This is a genomic window from Mycolicibacterium aromaticivorans JS19b1 = JCM 16368 (genome assembly GCF_000559085.1).
GTDB lineage: Bacteria > Actinomycetota > Actinomycetes > Mycobacteriales > Mycobacteriaceae > Mycobacterium > Mycobacterium aromaticivorans.
The window spans coordinates 4,923,340-4,944,572 of record NZ_JALN02000001.1; the positions used below are offsets into that span (position 1 = coordinate 4,923,340).

Sequence of the window (21,233 nt, forward strand, 5' to 3'; positions counted from 1 at the left end):
CCATAGGAGCCCCCATGACGACCCGCCTCACCCCTGGCCGCCGCCTGCGCAGAGACCTTGACAGTGCTGCACATAACCTCGGTATGGAGTGGTCCGAGACGGACCTGGCCCTGACGTTGCCGACGATCGAGGTCACCCGCGACCGGATCGAGGCGTTGCGCGGCAAGTTCGCCGACGAGGTTGACCGCGATGGCTCGCTCGCTGTGCGTGCTGTGCAACTAGCCTCCGAGCTGCGACAGCTGGAGGCGCAGCTCGGACGCCTGGTGGCGTCGCTGGGCCTCGACGAGGACGACGAACCCGGGCCGCCGAAGTCTCCCCGCCATCAGGCCGCCGCTCAGACCCGGTGGGACAAGCGCTCACATCGACAGCAAGCTGTCTGATGGCCCGCCGCGTTCGGGCTCCAAGCGACGGCCCGCAGCTGCGCGCCGAGATCCTCGCTGAGCTACGGGAGACGCTCAGCACACTCGCTGGCGTGCCGTGGGTGGATAACCACCTGGCCGCTATCGAGCGCGGCGACGAGGTGGTGCTGAAGCGTTGGGATCTGCCTGACTGGTGCCCACAGCAGTACGCCGGCCGCCCTGGCGATCCGGTGATCCTGCGCGCCGACAACACCATTGCCGAGGTGGGCGAATGATCAGTGCGGAGGAGCTTGACGCTGCCCTGAAAACTGGCGATCCGATACAGACAGCCATGACCGGTTGGCGCTGGTGGGAGTTGAGCGATGGGTGGCTGCGCTCGCCCTTTCAGCACCCCCACGCGGAGCGGTTGAGCAGCGCGGCTTTGGAGCGGTCCTTTATCTGGCCGAGGCGTGAATTCCGACCGATCTGCCCGAGGAATGGCGAGCACGTTCCGCCAGTGGCGGATTGCACCTGCGGGGTCTACTTCTCGCCGCGCCCCTACGACATTTTCTGGGCGGCCGAAAAGGCTCGCGAACTGGACATGGACTACGCCGGGCAGGGATTTCGGCCTGATAGCCCCCTGGTGGTTGGACTACTGGAGTTCAAGCCGCCCATCTACGTGTACCTCGACAGGTTCAATCAGTTTGGGTGGGAAGGCCGCGCCGCGGGGGCGACAATTAAACGGTTGTTCATCAGCGATGCCATCCTGCCGCCCGCGCACGCTCGGCCCGAAGACAAATGGCGCGCACAGTCCTTGCTGGGCCTCCTCAAGACTCGCTATCGCGTGCCCATCACCGCCGGGCGACCCGAGGGCGTCGAACTGTTCCGCGGAACGATGGGCAGCGGCAAGAGGTGGGCACCGTGATGACCGGGTGGCGCTACTGGTTCATGCTCGACGAGTGGCTCTACTCGCCACATCCGAGCAATCGTGGCCGCCGCTCCGAGGTTGTTCTGTGGCCCCGGCGTGATTTCCGCCCATCATGCCCAATTCACCCGAATCACGTTCCACCCGTTGACGATTGCTCCTGCGGCGTTTACTTCGCCACCGACCTCGCCGATATCCTCAGCATGGCGACGCTCATCAGCGGCGGCGTGGGCGGAATGCAGCCACGCAGTGGTGTGCGCCTGGTCGTCGGCCAGTTGACGTTCAAGCCCCCGATCATCTTCCGGCGCAATGTGCCGCTCTACGTGGGGCGATCCGACGACGCCGTGGCGTACAAGCTGGAGGGTCGGGCGGCCGGCGCCACCATCGAGAAGCTGTGGATCAGCGGCGGCCAGGAGTCGCATAACTGGGAGTCCGTGAGAACCAAGTCGACAGCCAAGGCTCGCTATCGCGTGCCGGTGGTTCTCGGCTTGCCGAATCTCGCGGCGGCGAGCGGGGGCGCCAGCCGATGACCAGACTCACCGGCTGGCGCTTCTGGGTGCTGAGGGATGACTGGCTGTATTCGCCGTATGCGCCGGCTCGGCAGCCCCCGCACCTTGAGACGGTCACCCTGTGGCGGGGGCGCTCCCTGCGCCCCGTCTGCCCGGCAGTCTCGCGCCACGTGCCGCCAGTGGGCGGATGCACCTGCGGGGTCTACTTCGCGATGCATCTCCGCGACATACTCGCCACGGTTGAGCGGTGGCGAACAAGCACCGGGCCAAACTCGATCGACACGGCCCAACACGTGGTCGGCCGGGTGAGCTTCACGCCGCCAGTGCTTTTCGAACACGACACGGGCGGCGGCGCATTCACGCTTGAGGGCCGCGCCGCCGCCGCCACGATTGAACGGCTCTGGTTTGACGACCGAACGATCTACTCGCCCCGCCGCAACTGGGAAAGGTCGCGCATACAGAACATTCTCCAAGCGCGGTACAGGGTGCCGGTGAGCGTGGGGTTGCCACGATGAGCCTCCGCAGTGATCTGCTGGCCGCCGCGGTGGCTCGGCGCGAGCGGGTGCTCGCTGAATTGGCGGACGACCCCGAGCTGCGCCACATTGCCCGCTACGAGCACGACCTGATGGTCGATAAGCTGCGCTCAGGTAAGACGTTCCGGTTGTCGCGCGACGAGTTGCCGCGCGGACACTCCGAGCGTGGGCGCGGCCGGCCGCTCGACGTGCTCGCCCTCGTCGGTGACGACGATCTGAGCCTATCGAGTGCCCCGATGCGGCTGGACTTCACGGGGTAGGGGGCGTCAAGTCACGCACGTCGGTCCATGCCGTGCCGCCTGGCGCGCAATCCCAGCGAACCTCAGCGTTGCCCGACGAGTCGTCGATGTGCAGGATGATCCCGAGTTCGCCTGGCGCCATAGGGTGCCCGCGGTCCCCGGTCGGCGCATAGCGAACTCGACTGCCGGGTCGGAGCATGTCAGCCACGTCACGCCGTCCCGAGCGAGTCGATTTCATCGGCCGCCGCGGTGCACGCGGCGGCCAGTCGCCGCAGGCCGGCCACGTCGAGTGCGTCGGGGTCGAACCCCTCGCTCTTGATGTGGATGTACGCGCGTCGGTCGACGACCCGGCCGTCGCTCGCTTGATCTCCAGCGATCCAAAGGCGCACAGTCGGCGTGACGACGCGGCTGGTGCCCGAGAAGCCCCGGGCGATGGAGCCGTCGCGGTCTTCGGTCCACGGGGTGCCGCTGAGGGCGCCCGCGGGCAGTGGCACGCCCTCGTAGCGGTCCTGCAGTGCATCGTCGTCTGCGTGGTGAGCGGTGATCGTCGTCATGGTGACGCCTTTCCTAGGCGGATTGGGTGAGTGCGTGGAGCGTATGCAGCCACGGCAGTGGTGTCAATCACCATGAAGTCCGAAAAGTGTTGCGCCCCTTGTTGATAGGTCAACAGGGTGAGTCGTGCGCTGTTGCGGCATCAACAGCGTGGAAGGGTCACCAGCCGCGCTCGCGCCACTCCGCGAGGTGTGGCCGTTCGGCGCCCAACGTGGTGTCGTCGCCGTGCCCGGGGTAGACCACGGTGTCGTCGCCATAGACCTTGAAGACTCGATCGAACAGGTCAAACCACAGCGACTCGAAATCTTCCGGGCGTATTGTACGGCCAGGACCACCGGGGAACAGGCAGTCGCCGGTGAACAGGTGGGTGGCGGTCCGTTCGCCGGCGGGCCGCAGCGCCAGCGCCACCGAGCCGGGGGTGTGCCCGCGCAGGTGGATCACATCGAAGATGAGGTCGCCGACGCTGATCGTGTCACCGTCGGCCAGGTAGCGCCGTGGAGTCACCGGCAGCGGTTCTGCATCGAGCTGGTGGGCGGCGGTCGGAACCCCGGTCGCCTCGGCCAGCGCTTCGAGCGCTTGCCAGTGATCGAAGTGCTGGTGGCTGGTCACTATGAGGGCCAGCTTCGGCGCCTGCTCACGCACCAGGTCGACCAGCAGCTCCGCATCGTTGGCGGCGTCGATCAATAAACTTTCCCCGGAGTGGGAACAGGTCACCACGTAGGTGTTGTTGTCCATCGGGCCCACGGACATTTTCACGATGGTGGCGCCGGGCACCGTCCTGCGAGCCGCGGTCTGCGGTTCGACGTGTCCGGTGTAGGTGTCGGCGACGACTGTCATGGTCGCCACGTTACTTGTCGGTGGGTCGACATAGCATGGGGAGCGGCGTCCTCTCGCCAACAAACCCGCAGGAAGGGGGGCCGGTGGCTGACCGGCTGATCGTCAAAGGCGCGCGTGAGCACAACCTGCGCGGCATCGACTTGGACCTGCCCCGCGACAGTCTGATCGTCTTCACGGGGCTGTCCGGATCGGGCAAGTCCTCGTTGGCGTTTGACACCATTTTCGCCGAGGGGCAGCGCCGCTACGTCGAGTCGCTGTCGGCCTACGCGCGCCAATTCCTCGGTCAGATGGACAAGCCGGACGTCGACTTCATCGAGGGGCTCTCCCCGGCGGTGTCGATCGACCAGAAGTCCACCAACCGCAACCCGCGCTCCACGGTCGGCACCATCACCGAGGTTTATGACTATCTGCGCCTGCTCTACGCCCGCGCCGGTACGCCGCACTGCCCGGTGTGCGGGGAGCGCATCGCACGGCAGACCCCGCAGCAGATCGTCGACCAGGTTCTCGCGATGGACGAAGGTCTGCGGTTCCAGGTGCTGGCGCCGGTGGTGCGCACCCGCAAGGGTGAGTTCGTCGACCTCTTCGACAAGCTCAACAGCCAGGGCTACAGCCGGGTCCGGGTCGACGGCGTCGTGCACTCGCTGACCGAACCGCCAAAGCTGAAGAAGCAGGAAAAGCACGACATAGAGGTGGTCATCGACCGCCTCACGGTCAAGAGCAGCGCCAAGCAACGCCTGACCGATTCGGTCGAGACGGCGTTGAATCTGGCCGACGGCATCGTCGTGCTTGAGTTCGTCGACCGCGAAGACGACCACCCGCACCGCGAGCAGCGGTTCTCCGAGAAACTGGCCTGCCCCAACGGACATCCGCTGGCCGTCGACGACCTCGAACCGCGGTCGTTCTCGTTCAACTCGCCCTACGGCGCCTGCCCGGAATGCAGCGGCCTCGGCATCCGCAAGGAGGTCGACCCTGAGCTGGTGGTACCCGACCCGGATCTGACGCTCGCCGACGGTGCGGTGGCGCCGTGGGCGATGGGACACACCGCGGAGTACTTCACCCGGATGATGGCGGGCCTGGGTGAGTCGATGGGATTCGACGTCAACACCCCGTGGCGCAAGCTTCCGGCCAAGGCGCGCAAGGCAATTCTGGAAGGTTGCGACGAGCAGGTCCACGTCCGCTACAAGAACCGGTACGGACGGACCCGGTCGTATTACGCCGAGTTCGAAGGTGTGATGGCGTTTCTGCACCGGCGGATGGAGCAGACCGAATCCGAGCAGATGAAAGAGCGCTACGACGGGTTCATGCGTGATGTGCCATGCCCGGAGTGTCAGGGCACCCGGCTCAAGCCGGAGATCCTCGCGGTCACGCTGGCGGCGGGGGAGTACGGCGCGAAGTCGATCGCCGAGGTGTCCGAGCTGTCCATCTCCGATTGCTCGGAGTTCCTCAACGCCCTCACCCTCGGTGCCCGTGAGTCGGCCATCGCAGGCCAGGTGCTCAAGGAGGTGCAGTCGCGGCTGGGCTTCCTGCTCGATGTCGGGCTGGACTATCTGTCGTTGTCACGCGCGGCGGGCACGCTGTCCGGCGGTGAGGCGCAGCGCATCCGGCTGGCCACCCAGATCGGGTCGGGTCTGGTCGGTGTGCTGTACGTGCTCGACGAACCGTCGATCGGGCTGCACCAGCGTGACAACCGTCGTCTCATCGAAACCCTCACGCGGCTGAGGGATCTGGGCAACACCCTGATCGTGGTAGAACACGACGAAGACACCATCGCGCACTCCGACTGGGTGGTCGACATCGGGCCTGCGGCCGGTGAGCATGGCGGCCAGGTGGTGCACAGCGGTCCGTATGCCGACTTGCTGCGTAACCCCGACTCGATCACCGGCGCCTACCTGTCGGGCAAGCAGAGCATCGACGTGCCGGCGATCCGGCGCCCGGTAGATCGCCGTAAACAGGTCACCGTCATCGGTGCGCGGGAGCACAACCTGCACGACATCGACGTCGCGTTCCCGCTCGGGGTGCTCACGTCGGTGACGGGCGTGTCCGGCTCCGGAAAGTCGACCCTGGTCAATGACATTCTGGCCACGGTTCTGGCCAACAAGCTCAACGGGGCCCGCCAGGTCCCGGGCCGTCACACCCGGATCAACGGTCTGGAACACCTCGACAAGCTGGTCCGGGTCGACCAGTCGCCGATCGGGCGCACCCCGCGCTCCAATCCGGCCACCTACACCGGCGTGTTCGACAAGATTCGCACTCTGTTCGCCGCCACCACCGAGGCGAAGGTTCGCGGCTATCAGCCGGGCCGGTTCTCGTTCAACGTCAAAGGCGGCCGCTGCGAAGCGTGTTCGGGCGACGGCACCATCAAGATCGAGATGAACTTCCTGCCCGATGTCTACGTACCGTGCGAGGTGTGCCACGGCGCCCGCTACAACCGTGAGACGCTTGAAGTGCACTACAAGGGCAAGACCATCTCCGAGGTGCTCGACATGTCGATCGAGGACGCCGCGGAGTTCTTCGAACCGATCAGCAGCATTCACCGCTACCTGCGCACACTGGTCGACGTGGGGCTGGGCTACGTCCGTTTGGGCCAGCCGGCGCCGACCTTGTCCGGCGGCGAGGCGCAGCGCGTCAAGCTCGCCGCCGAATTGCAGAAGCGCTCGACCGGCCGCACCGTCTACATCCTGGACGAGCCGACCACCGGCCTGCACTTCGAGGACATCCGCAAGCTGCTCAAAGTCATCAACGGCCTTGTCGACAAAGGTAATTCGGTGATCGTCATCGAACACAACCTGGATGTCATCAAGACCTCGGACTGGATCATCGACATGGGTCCCGAGGGCGGTTCCGGCGGCGGCACCGTCGTCGCACAGGGCACTCCCGAGGACGTGGCGGCGGTGCCGAACAGCTATACCGGCAAGTTCCTCGCCGACGTGCTGCCTGCGGCACCGGCGCCGAAGCGGACAACCCGGCGGCGCAAGGTCAGCTAGCCCTGGACCGTCGGGCGGATCGTGATGTCACCGATCTCGACATCACGCGGCTGGTCGATCGCGAACGCGATCGCCCGGGCAACGGCCTCAGGCGGCAGGCCGAAACTCTCCATCGCCGCACGGGTCTGGCGCCGCGCCTCGGGATCCTCGATCGACGAGTCCAGTTCGGTGTTGACGTACCCCGGGGAGATCGACGTGGTGCGGATGACGCCGTCGGTGGATTCCTGACGCAACGCCTCCAGCAGGGTGCGCACGGCGTTCTTGGTTGCTGCGTACACGCCCATACCCGGCACGATCTTCAGTCCGGCGGTCGACACGACCGTGACGAAGTCGCCGTGGCCCTGCCGCCGGAACACCGGCAGCGCGGCGGCGATGCCGTTCAGGACCCCACGCAGGTTCACGTCGATCATCGCCGACCAGCCGTCGACGTCGAGATCGGCTGTCGGCCCGATCCTGCTGATGCCGGCGTTGCCGACGAACACGTCGAGTCGACCGAACTCCTGTACCGCCGCCACCACCAACCGGTCCGTATCGACCTGTTGGGTCACGTCGGTAGCAACGGTCAGCGCCGTCCCGCCGGATTCGCGGATCTCGTCGGCCAGGCCGCGCAGCCGATCCTCGCGGCGCGCGCCGAGCACAACGGCCGCACCCTGCTGCGCCAGTAGCCGCGCCGTCGCCGCACCGATCCCGCTACTGGCGCCGGTGATCGCGACGATCTTTCCGGTCAGGATTGGTCCGGCTTGTGCATCGACGCGCGGATCTCATTCAGCCGCTCGGCCGCCGCCCGCTGACGGGCGTCGTACTGTTCCTCGACGGTGCGGCCCTCCGGTGTCTCGGCGTCCAATTCGGCTGAGCCGAGCGCAGTCCCATACCGCGTCTCGATCTTCTCCTGCACCGATTCGAAGGTGGGCACCCCGGATTCGTTGTAGCCGGAGCCCAGCGGTGGTTCGGCAACGGATTCGTCGGGCATGACGATCACCGTACTCCCGGCGGCCGCCCGGCAGCAGCTATCGTGACCGGTTCCGGTCCCGGTGGCGGCACCGGAGGGCCCGGCAGGGCGACCGTCGGGATGCCGGGCGTCCCGATCTGGCCGGCCAGCCAGGGCAGTGCGTCGGCGAAGGCGCGGGCGGCGAAGGGCCAATCGTGCTTACCCGGCTGAGCCACCACCGAGCAATTGATGCCGTGGGCGGCGCCCAATCCGCACAGGGTCTTCGCCGCGCCGGTCTGGTCGTTGGGATTGGCGTTGGTGTAGCGGCCACCGAGGCCGCTCGCGCCGATCTCGACGGTGCTTGGGGTCGTTCGCTGCGCCGACGGTGCGCCTGAGATCGCGAACCACCCCGAGACACCCTGATAGGAGCCATGTCTGGTGATGACGGTGGCGGGGTCGAAGTTCGCGTAGGCGGCGGCGTCACCCCCGAACAGCCGCGAGATCGTCTGAGTCCTGGTGCCGGAGTTGGGGGTCAGATCGCCTGCGATGTCCTCGAAGGTGCTGAACATGTCCGGATGCATCGTGGTGAGGTCGACCGCGCAGGTGCCGCCCATCGACCAGCCGACCAGACCCCAGTTCGCGCGGTCGGCGCTGACACCGAAGTTGGAAAGCATGAACGGGACAACGTCTTTGGTCAGGTGATCGGCAGCATTGCCGCGCGGACCGTTGACGCATTCGGTGTCGTTGTTGAACGCCCCGCCGGAGTCGACGAACACGAACACCGGGGCATCACCGTGATGTGCGGCGGCGAAGTCGTCGATCGTCTTGATCGCATTGCCTGCACGTAGCCAGTCAGCGGGGGTGTTGAACTCCCCGCCGATCATCATCACCGTCGGCAGCTTCGGTGGGGGGTTGGTGGCGTAGTACGCCGGTGGCAGGTAGACGAGTTCGTCACGATGTGCGAAATGCGATGCGTCCGAGGGGATCGTCACTTTCACGACAGTGCCCTTGGCCGGTATGGCGTGTTGCTGCACCATGGCGGTCACCGTGGCGCGGTCGGTCTGGTCCGGCAACGGGCCCGCGCTGACCTGATTCCAGGCGGTCTCCACGGTAGGGAAATAGCCCACCCACAGGTTGAGCATCAACGCCGTCGCCAGCCCGCACAGCGGTATCGCCAGCACCGACATGCCCCGACGCCACCAGCGTGTGCCGCGCCAGCCGACGACCGCGACCACCGCCGCCAAGCCGGTCGCGGCGATCCACACCCACAGCTGCTGCGGGGCCGGGTCGCCGGCCAGGCCGTCATCGGCGATGCTCCATTGGGTGAACCACGCGGCGGCGATACCGACGATCGCGGCCAGCGGCAGCCACAGCACCCGCCAGCGCCGGGTGCGCCAGCCCACAGCGAACACCAGGACCAGGCCGGCCACGATCTGCACGGTGAGAGGCAACCATCCGTGCATCAACGAAATGTGTTGGTGAGCAGCCGCGGTCACGTTGTCATGGTGACGACACTTCCTGGCCGGTCGCTGTGAAGTTCCTTCGGCCGGCTACCGGGGTTTGGCGAGCGGGAACGGGAGCGTCTCGCGGATGCTGCGGCCGGTGATCAGCATGACCACGCGGTCGACGCCGACGCCGAGGCCGCCGGTCGGCGGCATCGCGTATTCCATTGCCTGCAGGAAGTCCTCGTCGAGTTCCATCGCCTCGCCATCGCCGCCGGCGGCCAGCAAGGACTGCTCCTGCAGCTGGCGTCGCTGCTCGACCGGATCGGTCAGCTCGCTGTAGGCGGTGCCCAGTTCGACGCCCCACGCCACCAGGTCCCACCGCTCGGCGACCCCTGGCTTGCTGCGATGCGGCCGGGTCAGCGGCGACACCGAGGTCGGGAAGTCGGTGTAGAACGTCGGCTCTCTGGTGTGCTCCTCCACCAGCCGCTCGTAGAGTTCGAGCACCACCGCCCCGCAGTCCCAATGGGTCAGGTACGGAATCCGCGCGGCATGGCACAACCGGCGCAGGACAGCGAGATCGGTGTGGGCGTCGATCTGTTCGCCGAGGGCTTCGGAGACGGCGTCGTGCACGGTCTTGACCGTCCACGTGCCGGAGATGTCGATCGGCTCGAGTTCGTCGGGGGAGGCCTGGCCGGGCCGCATCACCACCGCGGAGCCGTTGGCGGCGATCGCCGCGTTCTGGATCAGTTCGCGACAGCCGTCGATCCACACCCGGTAGTCGGCGTGCGCCTGGTAGGCCTCGAGCAGGGTGAACTCCGGGTTGTGACTGAAGTCGACACCCTCGTTTCGGAACGCCCGGCCGAGTTCGAAAACCCGCTCGACGCCACCGACGCACAATCGCTTGAGATACAGCTCAGGGGCGATGCGCAGATAAAGGTCGAGATCGTAGGCATTGATGTGGGTTTTGAACGGCCGGGCGTTGGCTCCGCCGTGGATCTGCTGCAGGATCGGCGTCTCGACTTCGAGAAAACCCTTGTTGAACAACGTGTCCCGGATCGAGTGCAGGACGTTGCTGCGTGCCCGGATCAGGTCGCGGGCTTCGGCATTGACGGCGAGGTCGACGTAGCGCGCCCGAACCCGAGCCTCGGGATCCTGCAGGCCCTTCCACTTGTCCGGCAGAGGGCGCAGGCACTTTCCGAGCATGCGCCACTGCTCGACCAGCACCGATCGGGTGCCGTTCTTGCTGTAGCCCATCTGCCCGGTCACCTCGACGAGATCACCGAGGTCGACGGCGGCGAAGTCTTCGGCTGCGCCGTCGAGCGTTGCTTTGTCCAATAGCAGTTGCACGTCGCCGGACCAGTCGCGCAGTTGGGCGAACACCACGCCGCCGTAGTCGCGGGCACGCAGGATTCGTCCCGCGACGCTCAGCGTGACGTCGTCGGCGGCGTCGAGTGCCTGGGCGACGGTATGGGTCGGCGGGCTGCCCACCGGGTATGCGTCGATTCCGTTACGCTGCAACGCTTTCAGTTTTGCCATCCGAACGCGGACCTGGTCCGGGAGGCGGTCGCGATACCGGGTCTGGGGGTCGTGGGCGGGTTCGTCGATTGCATCGGGTGCCGTGCCGTCGGCGTGCAGCCGTCCTGATGCGGCCAGATCCTCGGGGACTGCCGAATAGTGTCCGGTGTGCTGCTTGGTGCGCCGGGAGAACGGCAGCACCAGGAAGCCTTCGGCGATGACGGACGCGACGCCGACCCGCGGTACCAGCCGCGCATCCTCGTAGCAGGCGTAGCGCGGTACCCAGTGCGGTTGATACTTCATATTGGAGCGGTACAGCGTTTCCAGCTGCCACCACTTCGAGAAGAACACCAGCACGGCGCGCCACAGCCGAGCGACGGGCCCGGCGCCGAGTTGGGCGCCCTGCTCGAACGCGGCGCGGAACATCGCGAAGTTCAGCGAAACACGGTTGACGCCAAGCTCTTCGGCGTTCTGCAGCAGTTCGGTGACCATCAGCTCGATGGTTCCGTTGGGGGACTGCGGCGAGCGGCGCATCAGGTCCAGCGACAGCCCGCTGTTACCCCACGGCACGAGCGAAAGCATCGCGACCACGTCTTTTTCACCCTGGACGGCCTCGACCAACAGGCAGTCACCGTCGGCGCGGTCACCGAGCCGCCCCAGCGCCATCGAGAAGCCGCGTTCGGTTTCGGTGTCGCGCCAGCCGTCGGCCCGGCTGATCACGGCGGCCATCTCATCCGGAGAGAAGTCGCGATGCCGCCGGAATCGCACCGTCAGGCCTGCGCGGCGGGCCCGGGTGACGGCCTGGCGCACCGCGCGCATATCGGACCCGGACAGATGGAACTGGTCGGGATAAAGGATCGCCTCGTCACCGAGTTGGAGGGCGTTCAGGCCGGCCTCGCGGAACGCTTGGGCGCCTGTAGAACTCGCGCCCATCACGCCGGGCGCCCAGCCGTATTCCTGGCACAGCGACAGCCACGCCGCGATCGCCTGCGGCCAGGCACGTGGGTCACCGATCGGGTCCCCGCTGGCCAGGCAGACACCGACCTCGACGCGATAGGTGATCGCGGCACGCCCGTTGGCGGCGAACACCACCGACTTGTCGCGACGGGTGGCGAAATAGCCGAGGGAGTCGTTCTTGCCGTACACCTGCAGCAGTCCGCGGATGGCGGACTCGTCCTCTCCGGTCAACGCGTTCTCGGCGCGCTGGGATTGGAACAGCACGATCGCGGCCACCATCAGCGCCATGGCGCCGAACAGGCCGAGTAATGCGTTGACGAAGATGTGCGGATGGCCGGTGAAGGATTCCGAGCCGGCACCGGCGAACGCGCTGACGCGGTTGAGTGCGTAGAGGAATCGGTCTTCGCGGGCCAGGGTGCCGGGGAAGAATTCGAGAACGGCCCAGCCGATCGCGGTGCCGACGGCCAAGCCGGCCACCAGCGCCGCGGCGGCCTTGACGAGGGCCCCACGGCGGACGCGCACCCAGAATTCCTTGTAGGCCAGCACCAGTGCGATCGCCGCTGCGACGTGGAACACCAGGCCGATGACCTCGCCGACGTCCACTGCTGCGGTCTCGTCGCCGGTCAGCAGATCGGTGATGTTCCATACCGACGCGGCCACCATGTAGAAGACGAGAATCCACCAGGCGATGCGTTTGCGCGCCGCGAGCGCGGCGGCCAGCAGAACAAGGACGAAGGCCCACGCGAAGCTGGTGTCGGGAAAGTTGAACAGATAGCTGTTGATGAACTCCCGCGGTATCCGGATGACATGCCGCAAGATCGTCGAGACGCTCGACAGCAGCGACAGCGTCGCGATCACGCCGATGATCCAGCCGGCCACCGCGGGCACCCAGCGGAACCGTGAAGTTGGCCGACTCGTGGTGACGGTCATAGTGCCGCCGAGGATATTACTTCGACATACGAATTGTCTGTGGTGCTACCAGACAGGCCCGGTGTATTTCTCGCCCGGACCGTGGCCAGGTTCATCCGGGGCAACGCTGGCTTCCCGGAAAGCCAGCTGCAGGCTCTTGAGTCCGTCGCGCACCGGGCCCGCGTGCGGGCCGAGATACTCCGCAGAGGCGGTCACCAAGCCGGCCAGCGCGGTGATCAGCCTGCGGGCCTCGTCGAGGTCGCGATGTTCGCCGGTGTCGGGATCAGGTGAGGAGAGCCCGATTTTCTCCGCCGCCGCGCTCATGAGCATGACCGCGGCGCGCGTGATCACCTCGACCGCAGGAATCTCGGCCAGGTCGCGGATGTTATTGGGATCTGTCATGCCTGCTAGACTGGCATGCACGACCGTCCCGGCGTACGCCAGGGACAGCAAGTGGAGTCCCACTCCCACCGTCGGCCGCGGATGTTTCCGCAGGTACAACGGTCCGGTCGCAGATACCGCGATGGTATCTGTTCTGCGGTTTCGCAGGCGGCGTAAGCCGTGATCGGTCGGCACTGGGCCCTGCGACATGCAGGGCCTTCTCGCTGATGGCGTGGTTTCTCCCCGGCTGTTTCCCTTGTGACATCGCGGTGGTCCGAAGAGGAAACCGAACCAGGGAGGCCCCATCAGCACTGAGACCCGTGTCAACGAGCGCATCCGCGTACCTGAAGTCCGACTGATCGGACCCGGCGGGGAGCAGGTAGGCATTGTGCGCATCGAAGACGCTCTTCGCGTCGCCGCGGATGCCGATCTTGACCTTGTCGAAGTAGCCCCCGACGCCAAGCCGCCGGTTTGCAAGATCATGGACTACGGCAAGTTCAAGTACGAGACAGCCCAGAAGGCGCGCGAGTCCCGCAAGAACCAGCAGCAGACCGTCGTCAAGGAGCAGAAGCTCCGGCCCAAGATCGACCCGCATGACTACGAGACCAAAAAGGGTCACGTGATCCGCTTCCTCGAGGCCGGGTCCAAGGTCAAGGTCACGATCATGTTCCGCGGCCGCGAGCAGTCGCGACCGGAACTGGGGTTCCGACTCCTGCAGCGGCTGGGTGCCGATGTGGCCGATTACGGCTTCATCGAGACCTCCGCCAAGCAGGACGGCCGCAACATGACGATGGTGCTGGCACCCCACCGCGGCGCGAAGACTCGCGCCAAGGCGGCGCACGACGCCGACGCCCCCGCGGGGCGCCCGGCCGAGGCGCAACCCACCGACCTAGACACCACTAATTAGGCCCCGAGACCACGTAGAACTGAGGACCAATGCCCAAGGCCAAGACTCATAGCGGAGCATCGAAGCGCTTCCGCAAGACCGGCACCGGGAAGATCGTGCGGCAGAAGGCGAACCGTCGCCACCTGCTCGAGCACAAGGCCACCAAGCGCACTCGTCGTCTGGACGGTCGCACCGTCGTGGCGGCCAATGACGCCAAGCGCGTCAACGCGATGCTGAACGGCTGAGCGCCGTAACTCCCAACTTTCTGACCGAACGAGAATAGGAACACCCCAATGGCACGCGTGAAGCGCGCACTCAATGCCCAGAAGAAGCGGCGCACAGTACTCAAGGCGTCGAAGGGCTACCGCGGCCAGCGCTCGCGGCTCTACCGCAAAGCCAAAGAGCAGCAGCTGCATTCGCTGACCTACGCCTACCGGGACCGTCGTGCCCGCAAGGGTGAGTTCCGCAAGTTGTGGATCTCCCGCATCAACGCGGCTGCCCGCGCCAATGACATCACCTACAACCGGTTGATCCAGGGCCTGAAAGCCGCCGGTGTCGAGGTCGACCGCAAGAACCTCGCCGAGATCGCCGTCAGTGACCCCGCTGCGTTCACCGCGCTGGTCGAGGTCGCCAAGGCGGCGCTGCCGGAGGACGTCAACGCTCCCTCCGGTGAAGCCGCCTGACATTTCGGAGTCAGAGGCACTCACTGAACGATCCGCCCGGGTGGCGGCTGCAGTAAAACTGCAGCGCCACACCGGGCGTCGTCGTGCTGGGCGCTTTTTGGCCGAGGGTCCCAACCTGGTCGAGGCTGCCGGCCGGCGCGGACTGGTGATCGAGGTGTTCGCCACCGAGCCTGCCATGCAGCGCCATGCCCAGCTACTCACCGGTTTGACCGTCCACCGGGTGACCGAGCGTGCGGCCAAGGCGCTGTCGGAGACGGTGACCCCCTCGGGGCTGGTCGCGGTGTGTACGACGCCCGACGACGATATCGATGCGGTGCTGGCTGACCGGCCGCCGTTGGTGGTGGTGGCGGTCGAACTCTCGGAGCCAGGTAATGCCGGGACGCTGATCCGATTGGCCGACGCGATGGGAGCCGCGGCGGTGATGTTCGCCGGGCACAGCGTGGATCCTTACAACGGTAAGGTTTTACGGTCGTCGGCGGGCAGCATCTTCGCGGTGCCGGTGGTGGTCGCCGACGATCCCGAGGACGTGTTCGCCCGGCTGCGCGGCGCGGGCCTGCAAGTGCTGGCCACGACGCTGGACGGCGAGATGAACCTGGACGACGCCGACCCTGTCTTGGCGGCGCCGACCGCCTGGGTGTTCGGGCCGGAGTCGCAAGGCCTGTCCGCTGACGTCGCCGCGCTGGCCGACCGGCGGGTGAAGATCCCGATGACCGGCGGTGCCGAGAGTCTGAATGTTGCCGCCGCTGCGGCTATTTGCCTGTATCAGAGCGCGCGTGTTCAGCGTGCCGGCGGCAACCCATGACGGCACTGCCGCGAATGTGCGGTTTCGTACGCAACACGCCGCGTCAGGCGTACGAAACCGCACACTGGCGAACCTAGTTCGGAGCTCAGGCCCCGAGCAGCCCCTTGGCCACGTGGGTGATCTGCACCTCGTTGCTGCCGGCGTAGATCATCAGCGACTTGGCATCGCGGGCAAGCTGTTCCACCCGGTATTCGGTCATGTACCCGTTACCGCCGAACAGCTGGATCGCCTCCATCGCCACATCGGTGGCGGCCTGCGAGCAGTAGTACTTCATCGCCGACGCCTCGGCCAGCGAGATCGGTGTGCCGCTCTGCCCGCATTCGATCACCCGAAACAGCATGTTGCGCACGTTCATTCGTGCTACTTCCATGTTGGCCAGCTTGAGCTGGATCAACTGGAACTGCCCGATCTCCTTGCCCCACAGGGTGCGCGTCTTGGCGTAATCGGTGCACAGCCGCAGGCATTCCTCGATGACCCCGAGCGCCATCGACACCACGCCGATCCGCTCCGCGGCGAAGCTGGAGCGGGCGCTGTCGCGGCCGTCTCCGGACTTGTTCTCCTCGGTCTCGCCGAGCAGCTGGTCGCGACCGAGGCGCACGTTGTTGAAGAACAGCTCACCGGTGCGCGAACTGTGAATGCCCATCTTGCGGAACGGCTTCGCCTGAACAAAGCCTTCCATCCCACGGTCCAGCACGAACGTCAGCACCTTGCGGTCGCGCTTGTCGGTGCCGTCGCCCTCGTCCAGCTTGGCGTACACCACGACGACGTCGGCGTCGGGTCCGTTGGTGATGAACGTCTTCTGCCTGTTGAGGATGTAGTCATCCCCGTCGCGCACCACGTAGGACTTCATGCCGCCGAACGCATCCGAACCCGAATCCGGCTCGGTGATCGCCCATGCACCGATCTTGTCGTAGGTCACCAGCTCCGGCAGCCAGCGCTCCTGCTGGGCCAGCGTGCCGCGGCTCTGGATCGTCGGGACCGTGAGTCCCAGGCTGACACCCATTCCGGTGACCAGGCCCATGCTGACCCGGCACAGCTCACTGATCAGGACGAAACCCATTCCGGCCGAGCCACCGTCGCCGAACATGCCACCACCGCCGCCGGACTTCGACTCGGAGCCGGCCCGCAGCCGGTCCAGGCGCTTGTCCAGCGACTCGCGCGCCATCTCGGCAATACCGAAGGTGGCGAACAGTTTGCGGATGATGGGGTACGGCTCCATATCGCCGCTCTCCAGCTCGTCGAGGTGCGGGCGCACCTCTTTGTCGACGAACTCACGGACGGCGTCGCGCACAGCGATATCGACGTCGGACCATTCGATCATGGGTTCTCCGGTTCAGGCGGCGGCGGAACGTCCTCGGGCGGGCCGCAAACCGGCGAGTGAGAACGTCGTGTGAACCAGCGACCCCGCACGCGCGACGAGGCTCTTGGTCCGAGGGACATAGTGCATGGACAGCCCACGGCGATCTTTAGGGGGTGCCATGAAGCCGGGCGCTTCGACCAGCGGCGCATCCGCGGGAAGGTGTCCCGAGGCGCGCCGGTAGGCCGACAGCGCGCGGGGGTGCAGCCGGATCTCGTCGGGCACCGCCCAGAACGCGACCTCGACCGCCTTGCCGAGTAACCGCAGCACCACCTCGTCGCCGGGCGTCCAGCGCATTCCGGCCTTCTCGCGGACCACCGGGTCGAACAATCCGGCGGCGATCCACCGCTGGCCGGCCACCATCGGCTTGAACAACTGATCCCACACCGGAGTCGGCATCAAGACGAACTTCGGCTTGGGAATGCGGATATCGAAGATCTCGAGCGTCGCCCGGTTGATCTCCAATTCGTCGCGGCACACCCGGTCCCAGTACTCGCAGAAGTCCTCCCAGGTGTCCGGGACCGGCTTCATGCTCATCCCGTACATCGCGTACCACTGCACGTGTTCATCGAACAGCTGGCGCTTTTCGGCCTCGGTCAGGCCGCCGCAGAAGTATTCGGCCACCTTCAGGATCAACATGAAGAACGTGGCGTGCGCCCAGTAGAACGTTTCGGGATCCAGCGCGTGGTAGCGCCGGCCCGCGGCGTCGACGCCCTTGATCCCGCGGTGGAATCCCTTGATCTGCTCGCCGGTCTGGCGGGCTCGCTCCCCGTCATAAACCACGCCCATGATCGGGTACACCGACCGGGCCACCCGCTGGAGCGGCTCGCGGTGCAGGATCGAGTGTTCTTCCACCCCGGCGCCCAGCTGCGGGTACATGTTCTGCAGCGAGCCGATCCACACCCCGAGCATCCCGGTGCGCAGATCGCCGAAGTATTTCCACGTCAGGGAGTCCGGCCCGAGCGGCTCGGCGCTATTTCCGGTCGACGTTGACCTCATCGCCTAACGATAGGACTGACAACGAGTGTTGTCTACGACGGCGATGAAGCTGTGACCAGTCGTTTGGCATAGCGAGACGTCGACCGCGTCACACCTGGTTGGCCGCCCGAAAAGCGTTGCCTAGGCTTGATCTTGTGGACGTCGAGCCGTTCGACGATCAACCCGATTCCCTCGTTGACGTCAACCAACTGGTGCGGCCCGGGCGTGGGCCCGCGGCGTGGTGGCACAACACCAATCACAACCCCGGTGTCATCGCCCTCGTTCGTCGTGCCCGGCGGATGCTGCCCGGCGATCCCGACTTCGGCGACCCGCTGTCCGCGGCGGGCGACGGCGGGGCTCGTGCCGCCGCGCGGGCCGCCGACCGGCTGTTGCGGGACCGTGAGGCAGCCACCCGCGAGGTGAGCTTGGCCACACTGCAGATCTGGCAGGCGCTCACCGAACGCGTGTCCGGGCGCCCCGCCAACCCTGAGGTCACGCTGGTCTTCACCGACCTGGTGGGCTTCTCCAGTTGGTCGCTGCAGGCCGGTGACGACGCCACCTTGCGGCTGTTGCGCCGCGTCGCTCAGGTCGTCGAACCGCCACTGCTCGACGCCGGCGGCCACATCGTCAAGCGGATGGGCGACGGCATCATGGCCGTCTTCGCCGACCCCGCGACCGCCGTGCGCGCCACCATGGCCGCCCGCGAGGCGGTCCGAACAGTCGAGGTAGACGGCTATACGCCGCGTATGCGCGCCGGGATCCACACCGGCAGGCCGCAGCGTATCGGCTCGGACTGGCTCGGCGTCGACGTCAACATCGCCGCCCGGGTGATGGACCGCGCGACCCGTGGCGGACTCGTCGTGTCGGGGGAGACGCTGGAGTGCATCAGCCCCGACGAACTCGACGCGCTGGGCGTCACGGTGAAGCGGATCAGGCGTCAGGTGTTCGCACCGCGCGCCACCGGAGTGCCGACCGATCTGGCCATGTATCGCCTCAAAACCCGCAGGGATCTGCCAGTCGAGGACGATGGAGACGATCTCGAAGCCCAGGCATAGTGGATGGAGATGGTCCTTTCACTGCTGAGGAGGCTGGTCCGCCTCCGCGTCACCCTGGGTTACACCGCCGCGCTCGTGGCGGTGGCGGCCGTGCTGCTGGCGCTCGGCCCGCACTTCCGCGAACAGGTCATCTGGCATGCGAGCACCAACCTGCACAATCTCGCGCACGGCCGCATCGGCACGCTGATCGGCAGCGCGTTCGTCATTGAAACCGGACCTATCTACATCTGGCTGCCCGGCTTGTTCGCGATCCTCGGCCTGGCCGAACTGTTGTGGCACAGTCGCCGGATGGTGGTGGCCTTCGTCGTCGGCCATGTCGGTGCGACGCTGCTCGTCGCAGCGGGCCTGGCAGGTGCGTTGGCAGCCGGGCTGGCTTCGTGGTCGATCGTCAACGCCACCGACGTCGGCATGAGCTACGGGGCCGTCGGTGTGCTCGGCGCGTTGACCGCGGCGATACCGCGCCAGTGGCGCGCGGCGTGGACCGGATGGTGGCTGGCGGTCGCGGTCGGTTCGGCCGTCGGAACCTTCGGTGACTTCACCAACGTCGGCCATGGCGTGGCACTGGTTCTCGGCATGGCGGTCGGCACCCGATTCGGCCATCCCGCGCACTGGACCACCGCGCGGTACGCGCTGCTCGCTGTCGCGGCGGCGTTCGGCTACCTGATCATGGCCAACACCGGGCTGTCGATCCTCACGACATCGACGCTGGGCGTGCTGGGCGCGTTGACCGCTGCGCACGTTTCCCGTCGGCGCGCGGTGCGCAGGGCCTTGCTGATGCCCGCGCCGCAGCCCGCCTAGCTAGCGGAACTCCTCGGCGCACGCCTCGATCCAGTCCGACCGCCACGACTCCGGTGGATCGTCGAGCAGCTCCCCGGGCATCAGCCAGTCGTAGATCTCGGCGTAGGTGCGGGTGCGCTGACCCTCGATGCGGCGGTTGAGCATCGACGGCTCCAGCTCGTCGAATCCGTTGAGTCCCATCGAGGCGACGATCTGAGCGGCGCTGGCCACCGTCGCGCGTTGGAAGTTGACCACGCGCTCGGTCTTGTCGGGAACGTAGAGCGCCCGGGCCCTGGCGTTGTCCTGGGTGGCCACACCGGTCGGACATCTGTTGGTGTTGCACTTCATCGCCTGAATGCACCCGATCGCGAACATCATCGCCCGGGCGGACATCGTGAAGTCCGCACCCTGGCAGATGCGGCTGACGATGTCGACCCCGCTGGCGACCTTGCCCGAGGCCCCGATCCTGATGTGGCCGCGCAACCCAGTCCCGACAAGGGAGTTGTGCACCAGCATCAGACCCTCGGTCAGCGGCATTCCGACGTGATCCTCGAATTCCTGTGGCGCCGCCCCGGTTCCGCCCTCAGCGCCATCGACAATGATGAAGTCCGGCGTGATCCCGGTGTGCAGCATCGCCTTGCAGATCGACAGGAATTCGGTGCGCGCACCGATGCAGAGTTTGAATCCGACCGGTTTACCGCCGGACAGGCTTCGCAGCGTTGCGATGAAATGCATCATCTCCAGCGGGGTTCTGAAGGCGGTGTGTGCCGGCGGCGACACCACCGTCTGCCCGATCGGCACGCCACGGGTGGCGGCGATCTCCGCGCTGACCTTGGCGCCGGGCAGCACCCCGCCGAGGCCGGGCTTGGCGCCCTGAGACAGCTTGATCGAGATCGCTTTCACCGTCGGCCCGGCCGCCTTCTCCTCGAACAGTGCGGCGTCGAAGTGCCCACCGGCGTCGCGGCACCCGAAATAGCCGGAGCCGATCTCCCAGATAAGGTCGCCGCCGTGCTTGAGGTGATAGGGGCTGATACCGCCCTCACCGGTGTCGTGGGCGAATCCGCCGCGGGCGGCGCCGCCGTTGAGGGCCTCGATCGCATTGCCCGACAGCGCACCGAAGCTCATCGCCGAGACGTTCAACAGCGCGATGTCGTAAGGCTGCGCGCAGTCCGGACCGCCCAGCCGCACCCGGGGTGCCAGTTCGGACGCGAAGTGAGCCCGCAAGGAGTGGCGGAGGAATTCGTAGCCCAGCGCGTTGACGTCCCGTTCGGTGCCGAACGGCTCATCACTCTTGGTGCCCTTCGCCCGTTCGTAGACCATGTCGCGGGTCTCTCGATCGAACGGACTGGCCTCGGTGTTCGACTCGATGAAGTACTGCCTGATCTCGGGGCGCATCGCCTCGGCCAGCCAGCGGGCGTGCGCGAGCACCGGGTAGGACCGCAGCAGGGTGTGCCGGGTCTGAAGCAGGTCCCAGGTGCCCAACGCCGCGATCGCCACCAGCGGCGCCGCAATCAGCCACCACCAGGGACTGCATGCCAGCGCGAGCCCCGCGGCGGCCAGTGCCACCAGCCACAGGGATGTGACGGCGAGGGCTCTGAGCATCGGGCTCCCTTGAGGGTGAAATGCCTGCGGGGCGTCATTCT

At 66.6% G+C, this 21,233-nt stretch carries 23 protein-coding genes; 13 read left to right on the forward strand and 10 right to left on the reverse strand.

Going from position 1 to position 21,233, the window contains the following annotated elements; genetic code table 11:
- Positions 1–14 precede the first annotated feature (14 nt).
- The 6 genes from Y900_RS23465 to Y900_RS23490 all read left to right on the forward strand — a co-directional run bounded on the left by Y900_RS23465 (position 15) and on the right by Y900_RS23490 (position 2,565).
- The gene (locus tag Y900_RS23465) at positions 15–380 is read left to right on the forward strand and encodes a hypothetical protein (protein ID WP_036344771.1); all 366 of its coding nucleotides are present in this window, start codon (positions 15–17) and stop codon (positions 378–380) included.
- Positions 380–634, forward strand: a complete 255-nt coding sequence (locus Y900_RS23470; protein WP_036344772.1) for a hypothetical protein — start codon at positions 380–382, stop codon at positions 632–634. The genes Y900_RS23465 and Y900_RS23470 overlap by 1 nt, the downstream gene beginning before the upstream one ends.
- Positions 631–1,263 (forward strand): hypothetical protein, encoded by a 633-nt coding sequence (locus Y900_RS23475; protein ID WP_036344773.1) that lies wholly within the window; start codon positions 631–633, stop codon positions 1,261–1,263. The genes Y900_RS23470 and Y900_RS23475 overlap by 4 nt, the downstream gene beginning before the upstream one ends.
- Positions 1,264–1,466: 203 nt before the next feature.
- A complete protein-coding gene (locus Y900_RS32185) occupies positions 1,467–1,793 on the forward strand; it encodes a hypothetical protein (protein ID WP_131536257.1) in 327 nt (108 codons plus the stop codon).
- Positions 1,790–2,287 carry a hypothetical protein gene (locus Y900_RS23485; RefSeq protein WP_036344775.1) on the forward strand — a complete coding sequence of 166 codons (498 nt, stop codon included), beginning with the start codon at positions 1,790–1,792 and terminating at the stop codon, positions 2,285–2,287. Before Y900_RS32185 ends, Y900_RS23485 begins: the two co-directional genes overlap by 4 nt.
- Complete coding sequence (locus tag Y900_RS23490; protein WP_036344776.1) at positions 2,284–2,565, forward strand: hypothetical protein; 282 nt, start codon at positions 2,284–2,286, stop codon at positions 2,563–2,565. The genes Y900_RS23485 and Y900_RS23490 overlap by 4 nt, the downstream gene beginning before the upstream one ends.
- A 188-nt stretch (positions 2,566–2,753) precedes the next feature.
- Here the strand turns inward: Y900_RS23490 and Y900_RS23500 are convergent, their stop codons facing one another.
- Both Y900_RS23500 and Y900_RS23505 read right to left on the reverse strand, forming a co-directional pair.
- Positions 2,754–3,098 carry a hypothetical protein gene (locus Y900_RS23500; protein WP_036344778.1) on the reverse strand — a complete coding sequence of 115 codons (345 nt, stop codon included), beginning with the start codon at positions 3,096–3,098 and terminating at the stop codon, positions 2,754–2,756.
- Positions 3,099–3,255: 157 nt separating this feature from the next.
- On the reverse strand, positions 3,256–3,933 hold the full coding sequence (locus Y900_RS23505; protein WP_036347636.1) for an MBL fold metallo-hydrolase: 678 nt from the start codon (positions 3,931–3,933) through the stop codon (positions 3,256–3,258).
- Positions 3,934–4,016: 83 nt separating this feature from the next.
- Here Y900_RS23505 and uvrA point away from each other — a divergent pair, with 83 nt between their 5' ends.
- Positions 4,017–6,917, forward strand: coding sequence for an excinuclease ABC subunit UvrA (gene uvrA / locus Y900_RS23510; protein WP_036344779.1), 2,901 nt, complete (start codon positions 4,017–4,019; stop codon positions 6,915–6,917).
- Here the strand turns inward: uvrA and Y900_RS23515 are convergent.
- The 5 genes from Y900_RS23515 to Y900_RS23535 all read right to left on the reverse strand — a co-directional run bounded on the left by Y900_RS23515 (position 6,914) and on the right by Y900_RS23535 (position 13,073).
- Positions 6,914–7,648 carry an SDR family oxidoreductase gene (locus Y900_RS23515; protein ID WP_109751131.1) on the reverse strand — a complete coding sequence of 245 codons (735 nt, stop codon included), beginning with the start codon at positions 7,646–7,648 and terminating at the stop codon, positions 6,914–6,916. The genes uvrA and Y900_RS23515 overlap by 4 nt on opposite strands.
- The gene (locus Y900_RS23520; protein WP_036347638.1) at positions 7,642–7,887 is read right to left on the reverse strand and encodes a hypothetical protein; all 246 of its coding nucleotides are present in this window, start codon (positions 7,885–7,887) and stop codon (positions 7,642–7,644) included. Before Y900_RS23520 ends, Y900_RS23515 begins: the two co-directional genes overlap by 7 nt.
- Before the next feature lie 5 nt (positions 7,888–7,892).
- On the reverse strand, positions 7,893–9,308 hold the full coding sequence (locus Y900_RS23525; protein ID WP_036344781.1) for an alpha/beta hydrolase: 1,416 nt from the start codon (positions 9,306–9,308) through the stop codon (positions 7,893–7,895).
- 87 nt (positions 9,309–9,395) lie between these two features.
- A complete protein-coding gene (gene lysX, locus Y900_RS23530; protein WP_036344782.1) occupies positions 9,396–12,692 on the reverse strand; it encodes a bifunctional lysylphosphatidylglycerol synthetase/lysine--tRNA ligase LysX in 3,297 nt (1,098 codons plus the stop codon).
- 45 nt (positions 12,693–12,737) lie between these two features.
- The gene (locus tag Y900_RS23535; RefSeq protein WP_036347640.1) at positions 12,738–13,073 is read right to left on the reverse strand and encodes a DUF1844 domain-containing protein; all 336 of its coding nucleotides are present in this window, start codon (positions 13,071–13,073) and stop codon (positions 12,738–12,740) included.
- Between the two features lie 283 nt (positions 13,074–13,356).
- Here Y900_RS23535 and infC point away from each other — a divergent pair, with 283 nt between their 5' ends.
- Genes infC through Y900_RS23555 form a run of 4 tightly spaced genes read left to right on the forward strand, consistent with a single transcriptional unit; the run spans position 13,357 to position 15,423 of the window.
- A complete protein-coding gene (gene infC, locus Y900_RS23540) occupies positions 13,357–13,959 on the forward strand; it encodes a translation initiation factor IF-3 (protein WP_081845211.1) in 603 nt (200 codons plus the stop codon).
- A gap of 29 nt (positions 13,960–13,988) precedes the next feature.
- Positions 13,989–14,183 carry a 50S ribosomal protein L35 gene (gene rpmI / locus Y900_RS23545; RefSeq protein WP_036344784.1) on the forward strand — a complete coding sequence of 65 codons (195 nt, stop codon included), beginning with the start codon at positions 13,989–13,991 and terminating at the stop codon, positions 14,181–14,183.
- Positions 14,184–14,231: 48 nt separating this feature from the next.
- On the forward strand, positions 14,232–14,621 hold the full coding sequence (gene rplT, locus Y900_RS23550; protein ID WP_011780528.1) for a 50S ribosomal protein L20: 390 nt from the start codon (positions 14,232–14,234) through the stop codon (positions 14,619–14,621).
- Between the two features lies 1 nt (position 14,622).
- On the forward strand, positions 14,623–15,423 hold the full coding sequence (locus Y900_RS23555; RefSeq protein WP_036347642.1) for a TrmH family RNA methyltransferase: 801 nt from the start codon (positions 14,623–14,625) through the stop codon (positions 15,421–15,423).
- A gap of 85 nt (positions 15,424–15,508) precedes the next feature.
- On the opposite strand, the gene Y900_RS23560 is transcribed toward Y900_RS23555, so the two are convergent.
- Positions 15,509–16,744 carry an acyl-CoA dehydrogenase family protein gene (locus Y900_RS23560; RefSeq protein ID WP_036344785.1) on the reverse strand — a complete coding sequence of 412 codons (1,236 nt, stop codon included), beginning with the start codon at positions 16,742–16,744 and terminating at the stop codon, positions 15,509–15,511.
- Between the two features lie 12 nt (positions 16,745–16,756).
- A complete protein-coding gene (locus Y900_RS23565; RefSeq protein ID WP_036344786.1) occupies positions 16,757–17,779 on the reverse strand; it encodes an oxygenase MpaB family protein in 1,023 nt (340 codons plus the stop codon).
- Between the two features lie 188 nt (positions 17,780–17,967).
- Here Y900_RS23565 and Y900_RS23570 point away from each other — a divergent pair, with 188 nt between their 5' ends.
- Positions 17,968–18,813, forward strand: coding sequence for an adenylate/guanylate cyclase domain-containing protein (locus tag Y900_RS23570; protein WP_051660463.1), 846 nt, complete (start codon positions 17,968–17,970; stop codon positions 18,811–18,813).
- Positions 18,814–18,822: 9 nt separating this feature from the next.
- Positions 18,823–19,611 carry a rhomboid-like protein gene (locus Y900_RS23575; protein WP_036347644.1) on the forward strand — a complete coding sequence of 263 codons (789 nt, stop codon included), beginning with the start codon at positions 18,823–18,825 and terminating at the stop codon, positions 19,609–19,611.
- Here Y900_RS23575 and Y900_RS23580 read toward each other — a convergent pair whose 3' ends face one another.
- Positions 19,612–21,192 (reverse strand): FMN-binding glutamate synthase family protein, encoded by a 1,581-nt coding sequence (locus Y900_RS23580; protein WP_036344788.1) that lies wholly within the window; start codon positions 21,190–21,192, stop codon positions 19,612–19,614.
- Positions 21,193–21,233: the final 41 nt, after the last annotated feature.

Bases quoted from the DNA above. Each gene is read 5' to 3' on its own strand.
- Y900_RS23465 (WP_036344771.1), top strand. From the start codon at position 15: ATGACGACCCGCCTCACCCCTGGCCGCCGCCTGCGCAGAGACCTTGAC.
- Y900_RS23470 (WP_036344772.1), top strand. From the start codon at position 380: ATGGCCCGCCGCGTTCGGGCTCCAAGCGACGGCCCGCAGCTGCGCGCC.
- Y900_RS23475 (WP_036344773.1), top strand. From the start codon at position 631: ATGATCAGTGCGGAGGAGCTTGACGCTGCCCTGAAAACTGGCGATCCG.
- Y900_RS32185 (WP_131536257.1), top strand. From the start codon at position 1,467: ATGGCGACGCTCATCAGCGGCGGCGTGGGCGGAATGCAGCCACGCAGT.
- Y900_RS23485 (WP_036344775.1), top strand. From the start codon at position 1,790: ATGACCAGACTCACCGGCTGGCGCTTCTGGGTGCTGAGGGATGACTGG.
- Y900_RS23490 (WP_036344776.1), top strand. From the start codon at position 2,284: ATGAGCCTCCGCAGTGATCTGCTGGCCGCCGCGGTGGCTCGGCGCGAG.
- Y900_RS23500 (WP_036344778.1), bottom strand. From the start codon at position 3,098: ATGACGACGATCACCGCTCACCACGCAGACGACGATGCACTGCAGGAC.
- Y900_RS23505 (WP_036347636.1), bottom strand. From the start codon at position 3,933: ATGACAGTCGTCGCCGACACCTACACCGGACACGTCGAACCGCAGACC.
- Y900_RS23520 (WP_036347638.1), bottom strand. From the start codon at position 7,887: ATGCCCGACGAATCCGTTGCCGAACCACCGCTGGGCTCCGGCTACAAC.
- Y900_RS23525 (WP_036344781.1), bottom strand. From the start codon at position 9,308: ATGCACGGATGGTTGCCTCTCACCGTGCAGATCGTGGCCGGCCTGGTC.
- lysX (WP_036344782.1), bottom strand. From the start codon at position 12,692: ATGACCGTCACCACGAGTCGGCCAACTTCACGGTTCCGCTGGGTGCCC.
- Y900_RS23535 (WP_036347640.1), bottom strand. From the start codon at position 13,073: ATGACAGATCCCAATAACATCCGCGACCTGGCCGAGATTCCTGCGGTC.
- rpmI (WP_036344784.1), top strand. From the start codon at position 13,989: ATGCCCAAGGCCAAGACTCATAGCGGAGCATCGAAGCGCTTCCGCAAG.
- rplT (WP_011780528.1), top strand. From the start codon at position 14,232: ATGGCACGCGTGAAGCGCGCACTCAATGCCCAGAAGAAGCGGCGCACA.
- Y900_RS23560 (WP_036344785.1), bottom strand. From the start codon at position 16,744: ATGATCGAATGGTCCGACGTCGATATCGCTGTGCGCGACGCCGTCCGT.
- Y900_RS23565 (WP_036344786.1), bottom strand. From the start codon at position 17,779: ATGAGGTCAACGTCGACCGGAAATAGCGCCGAGCCGCTCGGGCCGGAC.
- Y900_RS23575 (WP_036347644.1), top strand. From the start codon at position 18,823: ATGGTCCTTTCACTGCTGAGGAGGCTGGTCCGCCTCCGCGTCACCCTG.
- Y900_RS23580 (WP_036344788.1), bottom strand. From the start codon at position 21,192: ATGCTCAGAGCCCTCGCCGTCACATCCCTGTGGCTGGTGGCACTGGCC.